The following is a 16608-nucleotide window of genomic DNA, read 5'->3' on the forward strand; positions in this document are numbered from 1 at the left end:
CTCCCGGTGCGGCGCGAGCGCGGCGCCGCGGCGATCCCGGAGCCACTGGCGCACGGACACCCGGCCGTCGCCCGGAGCTGTCGTGTGCCGCTCCAGTGCGGCGAGAACCCCATCGGCCCAGGCCAGAAGGGACGGACGCCACGTGGGGAGGGGTACAGACACCTGGCCCATGCTGCCCGAGCTGCCCGAGCCGCCCGCCGGGTGCCGAGTGCTATCTGTCCCGGAACCTCATGGGGGCGGGAGACGGGACGGTGGGCGTACATGGATCATGGAGTGATGACCGCGCCGTACCCGCCGCATCAGCCCCCACCGCATCAACCCCAACAACAGCAGCAACATCCCCAGCAGCCACCGCCGACTCCCTACTCCCCGCCCCATGTGTACGGGCAGCCACACGGATATCAGGGCCATCAGGGACATCAGATGCCACCGGCATCCCGGCCGCCGTTGGACGAGGTGGGGGACTTCCGCAGAGGAGTCGCCGCGCTGGCGGACGGAGCCCTGACCGTGTGGTGCGGCCTCGCCGTCGCCCAACTGGTGGCGGCCGATGCCAAGGTCGGCCCGTGGTGGGGCACCGTTGCCATCGCCGCCCTCGGCGCGTCCTTCGTCAACCACGTCCTGCTGAGCCTGTTGATACGGGGCAGCGTCGCCAAGTTCCTGACCGGGCTGCGGGTGGTACGCGACCCCGATGATGACCGGATGCCGGTCGGCGGGTTCCGGCGGCCCGGATTCTGGCGGACGGTCGGGCGCTGGGCGGACGGGCTGCTCTATTTGGTCAAACAGCCGTTCCTCGCCCTCGTGGGAGGCGAGTGGGAGGTCGCCGAGGACAAGTTGGGCATCCTTCTCATCAGGCGCCGCGAGCTGGTGGCGGCGGGACGGTAGGAAGCGCGACGGTGGGAGGCGGGACGAGAGGAAGCCGACGGTGGGAGGCGGGATGAAAACGGAGCAGAGCGGCAGCGGCAACGACACCGGCGAGCCCCTGCGGCACCGTGACCGCGGGCGGTGGCTGGCCGGGTTCGCGGGGCGGATTCTGGTGGTGTGCGCGGGGTGCGGGGGCCGCGCCGTGGTCGTTCCGAGGCCCGGCCTCCCTCCGCTCAAGTACTTCACCGAACTGATGGTCCGGCCGCGCCGATTGGTGTGCGCGGGGTGCGGAGCCGTCGCCGAGTGGGAGGCGGACATGCGGGGTGGGGGGCTGGTCGGGGCCGTACTCGGCGGCACCGAGGAACCCTTCTTCCGCCGCCCCCTGTGGCTCCAGACCCGCTGCGCCGGGCACATCCTGTGGGCCTACAACGAGGAGCACATCGAGGAACTGGCCGCCTATGCCGGGGCGACACTGCGGGAGCACGACGCGAGTCCGACCCGGTCGATGATCGTGCGGCTGCCCGCGTGGATGAAGACCGCCGCCCATCGCACCGAGGTCCTGGCCGGGCTGGAGCGGCTGCGGGAGTTGGCCCCGCTTGCGGCGCCCGAGGACCGCTCGGACGCCGCCCACCCCCGCGGCGACCGCCCCCGCCACCACGGAAGCCTGTACTTCAGGGGCGGCCCGTACGAGGTCGAATGACGGGGCCGCCGCCGGCCTCCCCGTACGCCTCGGCGCGACGGCCCCGTACGCCTCGGTGCGCCGTCCCCGTACGCCTCAGCGCATCGCCCCCGGACGCCTCTCGACGCGCCGGCCCCGTACACCTCAGCGCGTCCGCACCGGCAGGTGCCGGGCGAAGAACCCGTGTACGTGGCGGCGTACGACGGGCACCGAGGTGGCCGGGGCGACCGGGCCGACCAGGCTGTCGCGGGCGTCCGCGCTCATCAGCCCCTCGGCCTGCAACTGGGGGGCGAAGGCCGCGTAGTCGGTGAAGATCCAGTGCATGGCGTCGTCGACGCGCCGTCGGCGGGTGTTCCCGTGCGGGTGGGCGAGCATGACCTTCCAGGAGCGAAGCAACGCCTCCCGGTCCTCCTGCTTGCCGTCGAAGCCCTCGCTCTCCACCAGGAGCAGCGGACGGTCCGTGCCGTGGCGGGCGACCGGGAACAGCTCGCCCAGCTCGCCGGGCGTGCGCGGCGTGTGGTCCAGGTAGCCCTCCAGGTTGACCGCCGCGTGGACGCGGCGGTCCTCGTACAGCGTCCCGGCCGCCGCCGTACCGCCCGCCGAGTGGCCGTAGACGCCGACGCGCCGCAGGTCCAGCACCTGCGCGAGGTGCTCGGGGACGGGGCGGCCCGCCGCGTCGGGGTTCCGTCCCGAGGCGAGCTCCGCCAACGCGTCCAGAACGAAGCGGAGGTCCGCGATCCGTGTCTCGATCACCGTCTGGAAGAGCGCGCCGTCCGCCCGGGGGTCGCCGCGGAAGACCGTCTCGCGGACCTTCTCGTCGCGGTACGCCGTCGTGACGGGGAACTCCACCTCGCTGCCGTCGCCGGGGTGATCGACGGTCACCACGATGTAGCCGTGGGCGGCCAGTTCCTCGGCGAGCCCCGTGCCGAGGCCGCGCGGGTCGCCGCCCCCGGGGCTGTAGAGCAGAACGGGGCGGCGGGCGCCGGTTTCCGCGGGGGCGTTCGGGTGCGCGTGAGTGGCGATGCCCGCCCAATCGACGCCCTCGGCGGGCAGTCCGTGCAGGTGGACGTCGATCTGGACGAACGACGCCGCCGCGCCTTGTGTCATGTACGGAGCCGTGGGGGCTGCCGGAGCCGTGGCGACTGCCGGAGCCGTGGGGGCCGTCTCCGCGCCGTGGGTGGCGCGGGCCGGGTAGAAGACGGAGGCCATCACCTCCCGAACCGGATACGGGTCCAGCGGGTCACGCCGCGCGCGGTCGACCAGATACAGCGTGGTGACGCCGATCGCGTGCGGCCCCGTCGGCTTCGGCAGCCGTGGCCGTACGGCGTTGCCACGGCCGTCCACGGCTCCCGCCACCCCGGCTCCACCGGCCCCGCCCGCGAGCAGCATCGCCGCCCCCACCGTGGCCGCACCGGTGACACTCCGCCGTGAAATCATGGCACTCCCCCATCTCTCGTCTCTCCACAGCGCTTTCCGCAGCTCTGTGACCTTGAGGGTGGGGCGAGGGCCGGGGCCACGGCGAAGGTTTAGGCCCCAGCCGAAACGATGGCGCGGTGGCTCGGTGGTGAGTGCGGCGCCGTGATGAGTGCGGCGCCGTGATGAGTGCGGCGACGAGAGGGGGACGGCGGTGATCCGGATACGCTTCACGGCCGCCGGTCTGGCCCGTACCCGCTTCGCGCCCCGCCCGGCTCCCCTCCAGGAGCTGAACACGGCGCTGTTGACGATGTCCCGACCCCATGGAGACGTGCTCTTCAGCCGCTGGCGGCAGCGGGTGCTCCGTGCCCTCCCCGCCGCCGTGCTGCCGCTGCGCGACCTGGTTCCGGCGGCGGAAGCCCCCGCGTTCCTGGACGAGTTCAGCGACGATCTGAAGGAGGGGCTGCACAGCGTGCGGACCTCCCGCCCGGAGACGGTGCGCGCCGAGATCGAGCGCGTGTACGCCGGACACCCGGCCCCGGCACCGTCCTGGCTGCGCGCGCTGCACCAGGGCGAGGCAGAGGCGTGGCAGCCGCTGGTGCGCGCGCAGCGGGCGGCGTTCGAGACGGTCGTACGGCCCGTATGGGCACAGGTGCAGGACCTGCACCAGGCGGAGTTCGCCCGCCACGCGCTGACCGTCGCCGAGCACGGCATCGGCGCCGCGCTCACCCGGCTCCTCCCGGGCAGCACGCTGCACGAGGGGGTGTGGACGATCGAGGCCCCGGTGGACCGGGACATCGCCCTGGACGGGCGGGGCGCGGTGCTCGTGCCCACCTTCCACTGGACGGGACACCCTCTCGTCGCCGACCGGCAGGGCCACCCCCTGCACCTGACGTATCCGGCAGGCACCGGCCTGCCCCTCGTCCCGGACGGGCCCGGCGGGCCCCTCACTCCGGACGGGCGCAGCACGGCGGGCGGGCGCAGCACGGCGGGCGGGCCCGGCCCGGCGGAGGGCGCGCTGGCCGGCGTGCTCGGGCGGACCCGCCTCAACGCGCTCCTCGCCCTGACCGCCGAGCACACGACGAGCGAGCTGGCCCGCCGCCTGCGCGTCAGCAACGCCACCGCGTCCGCCCACGCGACCGCGCTGCGTGGCGCGGGCCTCATCACCACGGCCCGCGCGGGCCGCGCCGTCCTGCACCGGCGCACGGCGCTGGGAGACTTGCTGGTCCAAAGGGGCACCATCCACCCCGGTTGAGCCGAAGGGCACGGGTGGCCCGCCAGGAACGAGCGGCCCGCCTGGAACGAGCGGCTCGCCAGGAACGAGCGGGAGGGAAGCTGCGATGGGCGGGCCGTCGGTGGGGCTGTGGCTGCCGGAGGAGCGGAGCGCGCTCGACGCCGTGCCATGGCTGGAGGACTTCTGCGGGATACGGCCCGAGGGCGATGGCTCCGGCGCGTTCGACTTCTCCGTCCTGCGCACCGCTTCCCTCGACCGGGCCGGCCTTCCCCGCCTGCGCGGCCCGGAGGAAGCCGCCGTCGGACCGTTCCACCTCGGCCCGGAGTCCCTGGAGGACGAGCGCGCGTGCGGCTTCCCCGGACTCGGCCGTCCGCCGGCCGTCGAACTGGCCCTGCTCGCCTACAGCTCGGGCCCGGACAACCACCTGCTGCTCGGGCACCTCGCCCTCTTCCTCGGCGAACACTTCGACGCCCTGATCGACTTCGGCGGCCTGCTCAGCCCCCTGCCACGATCCCCCCTCCCGGGCCGGCTCCTGGAAATGCCCTACGCCATGGAGGACGGCACCCCCGGCTACAGCCATGTCGCGGACCGCGTGTTCCTGAGAGCGTGGCTCGGCCACGAAGGCTTCCGGATGGTCAAGTAGCAGGAGGGGCCGCGGCCGGCTGCCTTCGCGCGGTGACCGCAGCCGGTCCGCCACCGGGCGGCAAAGCCCGTCGGTCCGCTACCGGACGAAGGTGACCTTCGCGCCGTCCTTGGTCACCCCGGCGGGGCACTCCCCGGAGACGTTCCGGAGCTGGCTCATGGCCCGCTCGGCGGCCTCGGGGCTGCGGTAGTCGACGACGCGTGCGGTGACGTCGCCCGTGCTGCTCTCTTTCAGCGTCCGCTCGACCGCGAGCCGGGGCTTGCCGATGGCGCGGTTCGTCCGGTCGATGAAGGACTGGGGACAGCCTCACGAACACCGCCGCTGGGTGTCCTTGGGAAGGTGAACTGTCAGGGCGCAGCCGGGCACAATGCGCGGCATGAGTTCCACGTACGAAGTCGTCGTCGCCTGCCACCTGCGCGACGACACCCCGGACACCGTCCTCGACACCCTGCGCTGGCACCTCGGCCTCATCGAGGGCCTTCCACCCGGCGTGGACGAGGAGGACCACCCCTACCCGCTGCTCGAACCCGACCCCCACACCAACGCGCCCGGCGGCGACTTCGCCTCGCTCCGGCAGGAGCCGACCCGAGGGTGGGGCCTGTTCAGCCGCAACCACTGGCTGGACGACGACCTGGGCCAACTGATCACCCTGCTCGACCTGCTGGCCCCGCACGCGGAAACCCCCGGCTACGCCGGCCACTTCCGCGAGCTGTACTCCGCCACCCCCGACCTCACGCCCTTCACCTTCGCCGACGGCACGTACACCCTTCACACCCAACCCTTGACATAGCGGCGCTGCCAGGGGGTTTCCACGGCGCGGGGTGAGTAGTGGGTGCGGACGTAGGCGACGGCCTCCGCCGGGGGGACGCCGTCGAGGACGGCGAGGCAGGCGAGCGCGGTGCCGGTGCGGCCCTGGCCGCCGGCGCAGGCGACCTCCACCCGTTCGCGTTCGGCCCGCTCCCACACCTGCCGCAGGGCGTCCCGCGCGTCGGCGCGGTCCGCGGGGAGGCGGAAGTCGGGCCAGCGCAGCCAGCGCGACTCCCAGTCGACGGGCACGGGCCTGCGGCCCAGCAGGTAGAGGGCGAACTCGGGCTCGGGGCCCGGCGGCAGCGACCGGTGCAGACCACGGCCGCGTACGAGTCGTCCGGACGGCAGCCGCAGCACGCCCGGCGCCTCGGGATCCCAGGTGGCTGTCATACGGCGACCCTAGCGAGGCCCCGGCCCCGCTGAGGTCATTCCGGAAACCCGGCCCCGGCCCGACGGCCCGGGGGTCCCCGACGTCCCGGGGATCTCCCGTCCCGGCGCGCGGTACGGCACAAGGAGCGGGACACTGGGCGTGGCCGTGGCCGGAAGCCGCCGCCGCTGCGAAAGGGCACGAGCATGGGCGCAGGCAGGGAGCTGGGGGTCTTCGTGGAGCGGGACGGGGTTCCCGCCGTGCGGGTGGAGCGTGTGGTGGAGGCGGACGTGGCACGGGTGTGGCGCGCTCTGACCGAGCCGTCGGAGCTGGCGGCCTGGTTCCCCTCGCCGACGGTGCGGCTGGAGCCGGTGGCAGGCGGCCGGATCGACTTCTCCGGCGACCCGTACGCGGACCCGGAGGCGGAGGCGGAGGCGGAGGCGTCGTCGGGCATGGTGCTGGCGTACGAGGAGCCCCGCCTGCTCGCCTACACCTGGGGCGAAGACGAGCTGCACTTCGAGCTGAGCCCCGGCACACGCTCCGAAGGCCCCGCGTGCGTGCTCGCGCTCACCGACGTGCTGGAGACCCACGAGTCCGCGGCGCGCAACGCGGCGGGGTGGGACGTCTGCCTCGACGAGCTGGTCAAGCTGGTCGAGGGCGGGACGCCCTCGGGCCCGCACAGCGAGGGTGCGACGGACTGGCGGACCCGCTACGACGCCTACGTCGCCGCCGGGACGCCCTCCGGCGCGCCCGTGCCGGAGGTCTGAGAGCGTCCCGTCGGCAACGTGGACGCGGCGACCCCACGCGGGCACGCGGCGACCCCGGCCCCGCCCGGGTCGACGTTTCCGCGGCCCGGATGAGGCCCGTATCGTCGGTTTCCGTACGGCCCACACCGGCGACGGACACGGCCGCAGACACGGACATGGCCACGGACCATGGACATGGACATGGGCATGGGCATGGACATGGCAGACGCGGCAGACGCGAGAGAAAGGCGGGCGACGGCGTGCGGGAACAGTCCGGAGGAACCGCAGGAGCCGAGGGACCCGGAGGCGGCGGACGCCCGTACGGCCGGGGCGGAGGTCATCAGCGCGGCCGGGGCGGCGCGGGTCAACGCGGCTACGGCGGGCCCCCGCGCGACCGGGGCGATCGCGGCTACCGGGGCGCCGGTGGCGGTCGCCGCGACCACGACGACCGCCGCGACCAGAACGGCGCACCCCACGGCTCCTTCCACCCCGCCCGCGCGCCCCGCACCGGCCTCGCCGCCGAGCTCCGCTCACTCGAAGGCGCGCAGTACGGCCGCTACAAGAGCCTCGTCGGGCGCTGGGAGCTGCCGGGCGGGGAGACGCTGGAGCTGGTGCGCGGGCAGGCTGATCCGTATGCGCCGCCCGCACGGGTGGCCGTGCACGTTCCGGGTCAACTCGCGGCCCTCCCCGGGGAGTTGTGGCGCACACCGACCCGTCGGCGGGCGCTGGCCTCGTATCTCGTGCGGGAGGCCGCGCGGGCCCTGGGTGGCGAGAAGGCACTGCGGGTGGACGCGGGCGGACAGGAGGTGCTGGAGCGCAGTTCGTGCACCGTCAGCGGTGCGGACGGCTCGGTGACGCTGCGGCTGGGTGCCGCCCTGCCGGGCAGGGGCCGCCGGATCGACGGGCGCGAGGCCGAGCGGCTGCTGTGCCAGGTGCTGCCGCGCGCGGCCGAACGGGCGCTGCGTTACGGCTCGCTGGACACGGAGGACGTGCGCCGCTTCGTGGAGACCGTCGAGGACTCGGTGGCGCTGCGGGACGCGCTGGACGGGCTCGGCCTGGTGGGGTTCGTCGCCGAAGGGGCCGTGCTGCCGCGCCGCAGCGGGGTGGACGACCGCCCGGCGTCGGGCGAAGGCGTGGTGCCGTTCGTCTCGCCCGCGGAGCTGCGGGTGACGGTGGAGCTGCCGCACGCGGGCGCGGTCAGCGGCATGGGCGTGCCGGAAGGCGTGAGCCTGGTGGTGGGCGGCGGCTTCCACGGCAAGTCGACGCTGCTGCGGGCGCTGGAGACCGGCATCTGGGACCATGTGCCGGGCGACGGGCGCGAGTTGGTCGTCTCACGGGTTGAGACGGTGAAGCTGCGGGCCGAGGACGGGCGCCGCGTCGAGCGGGTGGATGTGCACGCCTTCGTCGACCATCTGCCGGACGGCTCCGACACCTCGGACTTCTCCACGCAGAACGCCTCCGGCTCGACCTCGCAGGCCGCGTCGCTGTGCGAGGCGGTGGAGGCGGGTGCGCGGGTGCTGCTGATCGACGAGGACACCGCGGCGACCAATCTCATGATCCGGGACGCCCGGATGCAGACGCTGGTGGCCAAGGAGCGGGAGCCGCTGACCCCGCTGGTGGACAGCATCCGCTCGCTCCACCGGGACCACGGGGTCTCCACGGTGCTGGTGATGGGCGGCTCCGGAGACTATCTGGAGGTCGCCGACCGAGTGGTCATGATGGACGCGTACCGCCCCTCGGACGTGACCGTGCGTGCCCACGAGATCGCGTCGGTGCCCACCGGGCGGCACGCGGAGGCCGAGTCCTTCCCCGGCGTCGTCGCCCGGGTGCCGGACCCCGCGTCGCTGGACGCCGAGGTGCGCGGGCGCCCGCGTATCCGCGCGCGGGGCGAGGACGTGCTGTCCTTCGGCGATCACGAGGTGGATCTGCGCGCCGTCGAGCAGATCGCCGACCCCCGCCAGGTCACCGGCATCGGGCTGGCCCTGGAGCTGATGGTGCGGCGCGGGCTGCTGGACGGCCGGCGCACTCTGTCCGAGGCCCTGGACCTGCTGGACGAGGCGCTGGCGGACGGCCCGACAGCCGCCCTGCTCACCATCCGGGACGAGGATTTCGCCGCGCCCCGCCGCTTCGAGACGGCGGCGGCCGTCAACCGGGTACGAGGGCTGCGGATGCTGCGGACCTGACGAGCTGCGGACCTGACGAGCTGCGGACCTGGTGCGGATGTGTCGGCGGGGGCCCGGGGATACCGCGCACGTGGCGCATGGTTGGGTGTGTCCATGACCGAGCCCGACACCGTCACCACCTGGTACCTGGAGCAGACCTCGCCGGAGGATCTCGTCCCCGCGCGCGAGCCGGACCAGACGGTCGAGGTCTCCCTCGCACAGGTCCCCAGCCCCGAATTCAGCCGCTTCCTCTACACGGCGGTCGGCCAGGACATCGCCTGGAACGACCGGCTGCCGTGGACGTACGCGCAGTGGCGGGACTTCCTGGACCGGCCCGGGGTCGAGACCTGGGTGGCCTACGAGCGCGGCACTCCCGCCGGTTTCATCGAGCTGGACGGCGCGACCGAGGGCGTCACGGAGGTCAGCTACTTCGGCCTCCTGCCCGCCTTCCGGGGCCACGGCATCGGCGGTCACCTGCTCTCATGCGGCCTCAAAAGGGCCTGGGACCTCGCCGACCGCTGGCCGGACCGCCCCCGCACGCAGCGCGTATGGGTCCACACCTGCACCAAGGACGGCGAGCACGCCCGCGCCAACTACGAAAAGCGCGGCTTCCGCCTCTACCGCACGGAGACCGAGCAGGAGCAGGGCGTCCCCCAGCCGGGGCCCTGGCCCGGGGCCTGAGCGGGTAGTCCGGGGGAAGCGGATGCCGAAGAAGAAGGGCTATCCCCGTTCGGTGCTGGTGGGGACGGCGACCTTGCTGTGCGAGACCATGGTCGTGCTGTTGATCAGCACATATGCCTCCTATGCCATGGAGCACCCGGGCGGGACGGGCGGCGGGAGCGCGCTGGCCTTTCTGCTGCTGCCGCCGCTGGCACTGGTGTGCCTGGTGGTGACCGTGTGCCTGGCGCTGCCCGCGCTCGCGGTGGCCGAGGTGGTGCGGCGCGAGTCCTGGCAAGGGGTGCTGCTGTGTGCCGCCGGTATCGCGTTCGTGCCCTGCCTGCTGATGGCCGGCTGGCTGGGCTTCGATTTTCTGGGCTCCGGATTCCTGGGCTTCGAGTTCTGGGGCGTCGATTCCCTGGGCTTCCTGGCGACGTGGCTGGTGGGCACGCTCATGCTCGGCACCACCGCGCTGGAGGGCCGCCGCGCCCGGCAGCAGCGCGCACGGCGGGGCGCCTGGCGGGCGCTGGGCCGCACGCTGGGGCTTGGGGCCCTGGCCTGCGTCCTGACCGTGGCACTGGGGTACGGGGCTTTCGCGACGGAGATCGTCACGCCGTACGCGCCGCCGCGGGTGACGGCCGGGCAGCTGTACGGCACGTGGTCGGACGGCAAGTTCGGGACGCTGCGGCTGACCCCCGACGGGAGCGCGATGGCCGGCTCCCTCTCTCTTCCCGGAGGCGATTTCGGCGACGAGACGGAGAGCTGCTCGGGCACGGGAGGGTGGGACTTCAACCGCGCCTCCGACCCCTGGGAGCAGTCCGTCACCGTGACGATGGAAGGATGCGAGGCGGACCAGGAGTGGTTCGTCCTCGGCTCGGCGGAGCACCCGAAGCTCTATCTGAGCGAGGGGGACCCGGACTCGCCGGAGATCACCACGCTCACCAAGCGCTGAGGCCGCACACCCGGCCCGCACAGCACAGACCCGCACGGGCCGCACACCGGCCCGGACCGGCCCGGCCTACACCCACGGGGTGCAGCCACGCAATACGGCCCCGTATCACGATACGAGACGAATCTGTCCGCAATGCGGATGGAAGTGGACTGCCGTCAGACGCCCGTGCGAGGCTTCCGTCATGTCTCGCGCTGGAATCGCCTTGGTGAGTCGACGTCACGTCGACCTCGTTCGCGTGTCCAGCGCCATCTGTCCGGCGAGCTGACAGTCACAGCACCGCCGTTTCCGACAGCCTTTCTCTGACGTCCCGCTGAGCCGCAGCCGCCCCCACCGTCGTGGGTGAGCCCACAGTTCGACGCCGGTTTCTCCTGCTCACAGGCACTCCGCCGAGCCGGACACCCACCGGATGTACCCGTGAGCAACCGACGCAGCCGTACGTGCACGCGCCTCCTGCCCGAAGGATCTCCCGTCATGGCCGACACCTCCGAGCGCCCTCCAGCCCCCGCCCGCCGCAAGGCCGGACGCCACCGTGGCGAGGGGCAGTGGGCCGCTGGTCACTTCACGCCGCTCAATCCCAACGAGCAGAACAAGAAGGACGACGATGGTCTCAATGTGCGGACACGCATTGAGACCATCTACGCGCACCGGGGCTTCGACTCCATCGACGGCTCCGACCTTCGCGGCCGTATGCGCTGGTGGGGGCTCTACACCCAGCGGCGGCCCGGCATCAGCGGCGGCAAGACGGCCGTGCTGGAGCCCGAGGAGCTGGACGACGAGTACTTCATGCTGCGCGTCAGGATCGACGGCGGGCGGCTGACCACTCAGCAGTTGCGCGTCGTCGGCGACATCTCGCAGGAGTTCGCGCGCGGCACCGCCGACATCACCGACCGGCAGAACGTGCAGTACCACTGGATCCGCATCGAGGACATGCCGGAGATCTGGCGCCGCCTGGAGGGCGTCGGCCTCTCCACCACCGAGGCGTGCGGCGACGTCCCGCGCGTCATCCTCGGCTCGCCGGTGGCCGGGATCGCCAAGGACGAGATCATCGACGGGACGCCCGCGATCGAGGAGATCCACCGGCGCGTCATCGGCAACCCCGCCTACTCGAACCTGCCGCGCAAGTTCAAGACGGCCGTCTCCGGCTCCCCGCACATGGACGTCACGCACGAGATCAACGACGTGGCGTTCGTCGGCGTCGACCACCCCGAGTACGGCCCCGGCTTCGACGTGTGGGTCGGCGGCGGGCTCTCCACCAACCCCAAGATCGGCGTGCGCCTGGGCGCCTGGGTGCCGATCGAGGATGTCCCCGACGTCCACGAGGGCGTCGTCGCGATCTTCCGGGACTACGGCTACCGCCGGCTGCGCAACCGCGCCCGCCTCAAGTACCTGGTCGCCGACTGGGGCCCGGAAAAGTTCCGGCAGGTGCTGGAGGACGAGTACCTGCTGCGCACGATGGCGGACGGGCCCGCGCCGGAGAAGCCGGTGCACGAGTGGCGCGACCACATCGGCGTGCACCAGCAGAAGGACGGCAACTACTACGTGGGCTTCGCCCCGCGCGTGGGCCGGGTCGACGGCGCCACCCTCAGCAAGATCGCTGATCTCGCCGAGGCACACGGCTCGGGCCGCGTCCGCACCACGGCCGAGCAGAAGATGCTCGTCCTGGACGTCGCCGAGGACCAGGTCGAGTCGCTGACCGAGGGCCTGGCGGCACTGGACCTCACGGCCCGCCCCTCCGTCTTCCGGCGCGGCACGATGGCCTGCACCGGTATCGAGTTCTGCAAGCTGGCGATCGTGGAGACCAAGGGCCGCGGCTCCTGGCTCATCGACGAGATGGAGCGCAGGCTCCCCGGCTTCGACCAGCCCGTCACCATCAACCTCAACGGCTGCCCCAACTCCTGCGCCCGCATCCAGACAGCGGACATCGGTCTCAAGGGACAGCTCGTCACCGACGCCGAGGGCGAGCAGGTCGAGGGCTACCAGGTGCACCTGGGCGGTTCACTGGGCCTGGAGCCGGGCTTCGGCCGCAAGGTGCGCGGGCTGAAGGTCACCGCCGACGAACTGCCCGACTACGTCGAGCGCGTGCTGCGCCGGTTCCAGGAACAGCGCACCGACGGCGAGCGCTTCGCGCAGTGGGCGGCGCGCGCCGACGAGGGAGACCTCAAATGAGCGAGCGCGCGGCGCCGTTCTACTGCCCCTACTGCGGCGACGAGGACCTGCGCCCCAGCGAGGAGGGCCACGGCACGTGGGAGTGCGCCGCGTGCAACCGCGCCTTCCGGCTGAAGTTCCTCGGGCTGCTCGCCGCGGGGTTCGCCCCGCGGCGAGCGGCGGAGGACGCCGGGGGAGCTGAGGGAGAGGAACCGCCTTCATGAGCACCGATAGAGCACGCATGAGCACCGATCACATACGAGAGCACCGCTCTCTCCAAGAGCAGCGCTCTCCCGACGAGTTGATGCGGCTCGCCGAGGCGGCAGGCCGGGAGCTGGAGGACGCACCCGCGCTGGAGGTGCTGCGCTGGGCCGCCGACACCTTCGGCCGCCGCTTTTGCGTCACCTCCTCCATGGAGGACGCCGTCGTCGCGCATCTGGCCTCACGGGTCTTCCCGGGCGTCCCGGTGGTCTTCCTCGACACCGGGTATCACTTCCCGGAGACCATTGGCACGCGCGACGCGGTGGAGGCTGTCATGGACGTCGAGGTGATCACCCTCACGCCGCGCCAGTCCGTCAGCGAGCAGGACGCGCAGTACGGCCCCAAGCTGCACGACCGCGACCCCAACCTGTGCTGCGCGCTGCGCAAGGTGCAGCCCCTGGAGGAGGGGCTGAGCTCCTACGACGCCTGGGCCACAGGGCTGCGCCGCGACGAGTCGCCGACCCGCGCCGGCACGCCCGTCGTCGGCTGGGACGAGAAGCGCAAGAAGGTCAAGGTCTCGCCCATCGCCCGCTGGACCCAGGACGATGTGGACAGCTACATCACCGAGCACGGGGTGCTGACCAACCCGCTGCTGAGCGACGGCTACGCCTCCGTCGGCTGCGCACCCTGCACCCGCCGCGTGCTGGCCGGCGAGGACGCGCGCGCCGGGCGCTGGGCCGGGCTCGACAAGACCGAGTGCGGACTGCACTGATGCCACCCGTCCCGAACCCCGTCCAGAACGCAACGGAAGGTCAGGAGAGATACGTGAGCGGTGCCACGGTGTGGCTGACCGGCCTGCCCAGCGCGGGTAAGACGACCATCGCCACCGCGGTCGCCGACCGGCTGCGCGACGCCGGTCAGCGGGTGGAGGTGCTCGACGGGGATGAGATCCGCACCTTCCTCTCCGCCGGGCTCGGCTTCTCCCGCGCCGACCGCGACACCAACGTCCAGCGCGTCGGCTTCGTCGCCGAACTGCTCGCCTCGCACGGGGTGACCGTGCTGGTGCCCGTGATCGCGCCGTACGCCGACAGCCGCGAGGCCGTGCGCAAGCGCCACCAGGCGCAGGGCACCGGCTATCTGGAGGTGCACGTCGCCACTCCGGTCACGGTCTGCTCCGAGCGGGACGTCAAGGGCCTGTACGCCAAGCAGGCGGCGGGCGAACTGACCGGCCTGACAGGCGTGGACGACCCGTACGAAGCACCCGAGGACCCGGACCTGCGGATCGAGACGCACGGGCGGAGCGTGGCGGACTCCGCCCGCGAGGTGCACGAGCTGCTCAAGGAGAGGGGACTCATATGACCACGGCCATCACGGCTCCCGAGGACACCGGCAGCCCCTTCGCGCTGTCCCACCTGGACGCGCTGGAGTCGGAGGCGGTGCACATCTTCCGGGAGGTGGCGGGCGAGTTCGAGCGCCCGGTGATCCTCTTCTCGGGCGGCAAGGACTCCATCCTCATGCTGCACCTGGCGCTCAAGGCGTTCGCCCCGGCGCCGCTGCCCTTCGGGCTGCTGCACGTGGACACCGGGCACAACTTCCCCGAGGTCCTCGACTACCGCGACCGCACGGCGGCCCACCACGGGCTGCGGCTGTATGTGGCCTCCGTGCAGGACTACATCGACAACGGCACCCTGCGCGAGCGCCCCGACGGCACCCGCAACCCGCTCCAGACGCTGCCGCTGCTGGAGGCCATCAACGAAAACCGCTTCGACGCCGTGTTCGGCGGCGGGCGGCGCGACGAGGAGAAGGCCCGCGCCAAGGAGCGCGTCTTCTCCCTGCGCGACGAGTTCGGCGGCTGGGACCCGCGCCGCCAGCGCCCCGAGCTGTGGCAGCTCTACAACGGGCGGCACGCGCCCGGCGAGCATGTGCGCGTCTTCCCGCTGTCCAACTGGACCGAGCTGGACGTGTGGCAGTACATCGCCCGCGAGAAGATCGAGCTGCCCGCCATCTACTACGCCCACGAGCGCGAGGTCTTCGCCCGCTCCGGGATGTGGCTGGCCCCCGGCGAGTGGGGCGGGCCCAAGGACACCGAGACCGTGGAGCGCCGCCAGGTGCGCTACCGGACCGTCGGCGACATGTCCTGCACCGGCGCCGTCGACTCCGGCGCCGACACCATCGAGAAGGTCATCGCCGAGATCGCCGCCTCCCGGCTGACCGAGCGCGGCGCCACCCGGGCCGACGACAAGCTCTCCGAGGCCGCGATGGAAGACCGCAAGCGGGAAGGCTACTTCTGATCATGACCCTCACAGACGAAGCGACGTCGCTGCTGCGCTTCGCCACCGCGGGCAGCGTCGACGACGGCAAGTCCACGCTGGTCGGAAGGCTGCTGCACGACTCCAAGTCGGTGCTCGCCGACCAGCTGGAGGCCGTCGAGCTGGCCTCGCAGGCACGCGGCCAGGAGGCGCCCGACCTGGCGCTGCTGACCGACGGGCTGCGCGCCGAGCGTGAGCAGGGCATCACCATCGATGTGGCCTACCGCTACTTCGCCACCCCGCGCAGGCGCTTCATCCTGGCCGACACCCCCGGCCATGTTCAGTACACCCGCAACATGGTCACCGGCGCCTCCACCTCCGAGCTGGCCGTGGTGCTGGTCGACGCGCGCAACGGCGTGGTCGAGCAGACCCGCCGGCACGCCGCCGTCGCCGCGCTGCTGCGCGTCCCGCACGTGGTGCTGGCCGTCAACAAGATGGACCTGGCCGGCTACGCGGAGTCCGTGTTCGCGGCCATCGCGCAGGAGTTCGGCGACTACGCCACCTCGCTGGGGGTTCCCGAGGTCACCGCCATACCGATCTCCGCGCTGGAGGGCGACAACGTCGTGACCCCCTCCGCGCACATGGACTGGTACAGCGGCCCCACCGTCCTGGAGCACCTGGAGACGGTCGCCGTCGCCCACGACCCGACCGGCGACCCGGCCCGCTTCCCCGTCCAGTACGTCATCCGCCCGCAGACCGCCGAACACCCCGACTACCGGGGCTACGCGGGCCAGCTGGCGTCCGGCGTGCTGCGCGTCGGGGACCAGGTGACGGTGCACCCGTCGGGCCGCAGCAGCACGATCGAGGCCATCGACGTACTGGGGCAGGCCGTGGACGTGGCCTGGGCGCCGCAGTCGGTGACCGTGCTGCTCGCCGACGACCTGGACATCTCGCGCGGCGACCTGATCGCGCCCGCGGACGCGGACGTACGGCCCAGCCAGGACCTGACGGCGACCGTGTGCCACCTGCACGACCGGCCGCTCAAGCCCGGTGACCGGGTGCTGCTCAAGCACACCACCCGCACCGTCAAGGCGATCGTGAAGGAGATCCCCTCCCGCCTCACCCTCGCCGACCTGTCCCAGCACCCGGCGCCCGGCGAGCTGGTGGCCAACGACATCGGCCGCGTCGTGCTGCGCACGGCCGAGGCGCTGCCCGTCGACGCCTACGCCGACTCGCGCCGCACCGGGTCCTTCCTGCTCATCGACCCCGCCGACGGCAGCACCCTGACCGCCGGAATGGCCGGGAAGGCGTTCGCCGACGCCAACGGCGCGGCCGGGGCTGCGGTGGCCGGGGCCGAGGTGCCCGACGACGACGGCTGGGACTTTTGAGCCATGGGCATCCCAGGAGAGGTCTTCTCGACCTTCGACCAGACCGGTGGCCGCATCGGCAGCGGCGTACGCGGCAGCGGCCAGGGCGGAGTCGGGCGATGTGT

The 16608-nt window shown here is 72.6% G+C and carries 18 protein-coding genes; 16 read left to right on the top strand and 2 right to left on the bottom strand.

What is annotated here, in order from left to right; all coding sequences use genetic code 11:
- Positions 1-423: 423 nt before the first annotated feature.
- Together OHB04_RS10105 and OHB04_RS10110 are read left to right on the top strand one after the other, a co-directional pair.
- Positions 424-882, top strand: a complete 459-nt coding sequence (locus OHB04_RS10105) for a hypothetical protein (RefSeq protein ID WP_326687331.1) — start codon at positions 424-426, stop codon at positions 880-882.
- A 52-nt stretch (positions 883-934) separates the two neighbouring features.
- Positions 935-1561: a hypothetical protein gene (locus tag OHB04_RS10110; protein WP_326687332.1), complete on the top strand. Its 627-nt coding sequence runs from the start codon at positions 935-937 to the stop codon at positions 1559-1561.
- A 123-nt stretch (positions 1562-1684) separates the two neighbouring features.
- On the opposite strand, the gene OHB04_RS10115 is transcribed toward OHB04_RS10110, so the two are convergent.
- Positions 1685-2977, bottom strand: a complete 1293-nt coding sequence (locus tag OHB04_RS10115; protein ID WP_326807314.1) for an alpha/beta hydrolase family protein — start codon at positions 2975-2977, stop codon at positions 1685-1687.
- 190 nt (positions 2978-3167) lie between these two features.
- Between OHB04_RS10115 and OHB04_RS10120 the strand changes: the two genes are divergently transcribed.
- From OHB04_RS10120 to OHB04_RS10130, 3 genes are all read left to right on the top strand, one after another.
- The gene (locus OHB04_RS10120) at positions 3168-4208 is read left to right on the top strand and encodes a winged helix-turn-helix domain-containing protein (RefSeq protein WP_326687334.1); all 1041 of its coding nucleotides are present in this window, start codon (positions 3168-3170) and stop codon (positions 4206-4208) included.
- An 85-nt stretch (positions 4209-4293) separates the two neighbouring features.
- Positions 4294-4830, top strand: a complete 537-nt coding sequence (locus OHB04_RS10125; RefSeq protein WP_326687335.1) for a DUF6368 family protein — start codon at positions 4294-4296, stop codon at positions 4828-4830.
- 376 nt (positions 4831-5206) lie between these two features.
- Positions 5207-5620: a hypothetical protein gene (locus tag OHB04_RS10130; RefSeq protein WP_326687336.1), complete on the top strand. Its 414-nt coding sequence runs from the start codon at positions 5207-5209 to the stop codon at positions 5618-5620.
- Here OHB04_RS10130 and OHB04_RS10135 read toward each other — a convergent pair.
- A complete protein-coding gene (locus OHB04_RS10135) occupies positions 5599-6027 on the bottom strand; it encodes a protein-tyrosine phosphatase family protein (RefSeq protein WP_326687337.1) in 429 nt (142 codons plus the stop codon). The genes OHB04_RS10130 and OHB04_RS10135 overlap by 22 nt on opposite strands.
- Before the next feature lie 183 nt (positions 6028-6210).
- On the opposite strand from OHB04_RS10135, the gene OHB04_RS10140 reads away from it, so the two are divergent.
- From OHB04_RS10140 to OHB04_RS10185, 11 genes are all read left to right on the top strand, one after another.
- Positions 6211-6771, top strand: coding sequence for an SRPBCC domain-containing protein (locus OHB04_RS10140; RefSeq protein ID WP_326807315.1), 561 nt, complete (start codon positions 6211-6213; stop codon positions 6769-6771).
- A 239-nt stretch (positions 6772-7010) separates the two neighbouring features.
- Positions 7011-8933, top strand: a complete 1923-nt coding sequence (locus OHB04_RS10145; RefSeq protein WP_326807316.1) for an ABC-ATPase domain-containing protein — start codon at positions 7011-7013, stop codon at positions 8931-8933.
- A 93-nt stretch (positions 8934-9026) separates the two neighbouring features.
- Positions 9027-9593: a GNAT family N-acetyltransferase gene (locus OHB04_RS10150; protein WP_326687340.1), complete on the top strand. Its 567-nt coding sequence runs from the start codon at positions 9027-9029 to the stop codon at positions 9591-9593.
- Between the two features lie 22 nt (positions 9594-9615).
- Positions 9616-10521: a hypothetical protein gene (locus OHB04_RS10155; protein WP_326807317.1), complete on the top strand. Its 906-nt coding sequence runs from the start codon at positions 9616-9618 to the stop codon at positions 10519-10521.
- Between the two features lie 181 nt (positions 10522-10702).
- Complete coding sequence (locus OHB04_RS41795) at positions 10703-10786, top strand: putative leader peptide (protein WP_344569275.1); 84 nt, start codon at positions 10703-10705, stop codon at positions 10784-10786.
- A 206-nt stretch (positions 10787-10992) separates the two neighbouring features.
- Positions 10993-12687, top strand: a complete 1695-nt coding sequence (locus OHB04_RS10160; RefSeq protein ID WP_326807318.1) for a nitrite/sulfite reductase — start codon at positions 10993-10995, stop codon at positions 12685-12687.
- Positions 12684-12890, top strand: coding sequence for a hypothetical protein (locus OHB04_RS10165; RefSeq protein ID WP_326687343.1), 207 nt, complete (start codon positions 12684-12686; stop codon positions 12888-12890). Before OHB04_RS10160 ends, OHB04_RS10165 begins: the two co-directional genes overlap by 4 nt.
- A 17-nt stretch (positions 12891-12907) precedes the next feature.
- A complete protein-coding gene (locus OHB04_RS10170; protein WP_326687344.1) occupies positions 12908-13639 on the top strand; it encodes a phosphoadenylyl-sulfate reductase in 732 nt (243 codons plus the stop codon).
- Positions 13639-14226 (top strand): adenylyl-sulfate kinase, encoded by a 588-nt coding sequence (gene cysC / locus OHB04_RS10175; protein WP_326807319.1) that lies wholly within the window; start codon positions 13639-13641, stop codon positions 14224-14226. The genes OHB04_RS10170 and cysC overlap by 1 nt, the downstream gene beginning before the upstream one ends.
- Positions 14223-15158 carry a sulfate adenylyltransferase subunit CysD gene (gene cysD, locus OHB04_RS10180; RefSeq protein WP_326687346.1) on the top strand — a complete coding sequence of 312 codons (936 nt, stop codon included), beginning with the start codon at positions 14223-14225 and terminating at the stop codon, positions 15156-15158. Before cysC ends, cysD begins: the two co-directional genes overlap by 4 nt.
- 2 nt (positions 15159-15160) lie before the next feature.
- Entirely contained in the window at positions 15161-16504 is a 1344-nt protein-coding gene (locus OHB04_RS10185; RefSeq protein ID WP_326687347.1) for a sulfate adenylyltransferase subunit 1, read from the top strand.
- Positions 16505-16608: the final 104 nt, after the last annotated feature.

The organism is Streptomyces sp. NBC_01775, assembly GCF_035917675.1.
Taxonomy (GTDB): Bacteria; Actinomycetota; Actinomycetes; order Streptomycetales; family Streptomycetaceae; genus Streptomyces.